The sequence below is a fragment of the Phyllobacterium sp. 0TCS1.6A genome (assembly GCF_026420825.1).
GTDB lineage: Bacteria > Pseudomonadota > Alphaproteobacteria > Rhizobiales > Rhizobiaceae > Phyllobacterium.
The window spans coordinates 1-2,500 of the sequence record NZ_JAPMAB010000017.1; the positions used below are offsets into that span (position 1 = coordinate 1).

At 55.6% G+C, this 2,500-nt stretch carries 1 tRNA gene and 2 rRNA genes (1 of these 3 cut by a window edge); all 3 read right to left on the bottom strand.

The window, feature by feature from the left end:
• Positions 1–27: 27 nt before the first annotated feature.
• Positions 28–104 (bottom strand) — tRNA-Met (locus OSJ75_RS22820).
• A 322-nt stretch (positions 105–426) separates the two neighbouring features.
• Positions 427–541 (bottom strand): 5S ribosomal RNA (rrf, locus tag OSJ75_RS22825).
• A gap of 76 nt (positions 542–617) precedes the next feature.
• Positions 618–2,500: ribosomal RNA gene (locus tag OSJ75_RS22830) — 23S ribosomal RNA — on the bottom strand; it runs 1,212 nt beyond the window's last position.

Here is a 2,500-nt window from a genome sequence, read left to right on the forward strand (position 1 = left end):
GCTTGATGCCTGCTGGCTTGTCTGGTTTGGTTGCGGGGACAGGATTTGAACCTGTGACCTTCAGGTTATGAGCCTGACGAGCTACCGGGCTGCTCCACCCCGCGTCACCAAGATTTGCGGCGATTGCCGCTGGCAGCCCGGATTTCCGGGTTTGCCCGTGCTCGAAGCTTGTGGCTTCTGCGACCGGGCGGGGGCTGCTCCACCCCGCGTCACCAAGATTTGCGGCGATTGCCGCTGGCAGCCCGGATTTCCCGGGTTTACCCGTACTCGAAGCCTCTTGGCTTCGTCGGGCGGGGCGCTGCACGCCCTTTGACATCGATGTTTTCTGTGCCGCGTCACGGTTTTTGGCGTGTTGGTTTTTAAACGGCAACGGCCGCTTGCGCGGCCGGTATTGATTGAAGAGTTGTTTCCTGTTGCGTTTTGCAGACCTGGCAGCGACCTACTCTCCCGCGTCTTGAGACGAAGTACCATTGGCGCTGGGGCGTTTCACGGCCGAGTTCGGAATGGGATCGGGTGCAGCCACCCCGCCGTAACCACCAGGTCAGCGAAGCGCAACAGGAATGAGAAGCTGGTATTTGTGCTGAAGCTCTGGCTTCAGATGGCTATGAGGAATGGGAATGATCAAGTCGATCGAGCTATTAGTACCGGTAAGCTGCATGCGTTGCCGCACTTCCACACCCGGCCTATCAACGTGGTGGTCTTCCACGGCTCTGATAGGGAATACTCGTTTTCAGGTGGGTTTCCCGCTTAGATGCCTTCAGCGGTTATCCCGTCCGTATATAGCTACCCTGCTATGCGGCTGGCGCCACAACAGGTCCACCAGAGATACGTCCATCCCGGTCCTCTCGTACTAGGGACAGATCCTGTCAATATTCCTACACCCACGGCAGATAGGGACCGAACTGTCTCACGACGTTCTGAACCCAACTCACGTACCGCTTTAAATGGCGAACAGCCATACCCTTGGGACCTGCTCCAGCCCCAGGATGCGATGAGTCGACATCGAGGTGCCAAACAACCCCGTCGATATGGACTCTTGGGGGTCATCAGCCTGTTATCCCCGGCGTACCTTTTATCCGTTGAGCGATGGCCCTTCCACACGGGACCACCGGATCACTATGACCGACTTTCGTCTCTGCTCGACTTGTCAGTCTTGCAGTCAGGCGGGCTTATGCCATTGCACTCGACGACCGATTTCCGACCGGTCTGAGCCCACCATCGCGCGCCTCCGTTACTCTTTAGGAGGCGACCGCCCCAGTCAAACTACCCACCATACACTGTCCTGGACCCGGATAACGGGCCGCAGTTAGACATCCATGTCGATAAGGGTGGTATTTCAAGGATGACTCCACGAAGGCTGGCGCCTCCGCTTCAAAGTCTACCACCTATCCTACACATGCCGACACGAATGCCAGTGTAAAGCTATAGTAAAGGTGCACGGGGTCTTTCCGTCTAACCGCAGGAACCCCGCATCTTCACGGGGAATTCAATTTCACTGAGTCTGCGTTGGAGACAGCGGGGAAGTCGTTACGCCATTCGTGCAGGTCGGAACTTACCCGACAAGGAATTTCGCTACCTTAGGACCGTTATAGTTACGGCCGCCGTTTACTGGGGCTTCGATTCAAAGCTTGCACCTCTCCTCTTAACCTTCCAGCACCGGGCAGGCGTCAGACCCTATACGTCGTCTTGCGACTTCGCAGAGCCCTGTGTTTTTGGTAAACAGTCGCTACCCCCTGGTCTGTGCCACCCCCTCGCGGTTGCCCGCAAAAGGGTCACGCTTCTTCCGAAGTTACGCGTGCAATTTGCCGAGTTCCTTCAACGCAGTTCTCTCAAGCGCCTTGGTATTCTCTACCAGTCCACCAGTGTCGGTTTAGGGTACGGTCTATACGCGGGAGCTATTTCCTGGGACCGCTTCGAAGCCCCTCCAATCCAATAAGGAGGAACAACACACGCGATCCGTCACTACCCGCAGGCCCACGAATATTAACGTGGTTCCCATCGACTACGCCTTTCGGCCTCGCCTTAGGGGCCGGCTAACCCTGCTCAGATTAACTTTAAGCAGGAACCCTTGGACTTTCGGCGAGGGAGTCTCTCACTCCCTTTATCGTTACTCATGTCAGCATTCTCACTTCTGATACCTCCAACAGCCCTCACGGGTCCATCTTCAACGGCTTACAGAACGCTCCGCTACCACTTGCATTTGCATGCAAATCCACAGCTTCGGTGTATGGCTTGAGCCCCGGTACATTTTCGGCGCAAAGACCCTTATTTAGACCAGTGAGCTGTTACGCTTTCTTTAAATGATGGCTGCTTCTAAGCCAACATCCTGGTTGTTTTGGGATCCTCACATCCTTTCCCACTTAGCCATAACTTAGGGACCTTAGATGGTGGTCAGGGTTGTTGCCCTCTCCACGACGGACGTTAGCACCCGCCGTGTGTCTGCCGATCACTACTTTCCGGTATTCGGAGTTTGGTTAGGTTTGGTAAATCGGTGAGATCC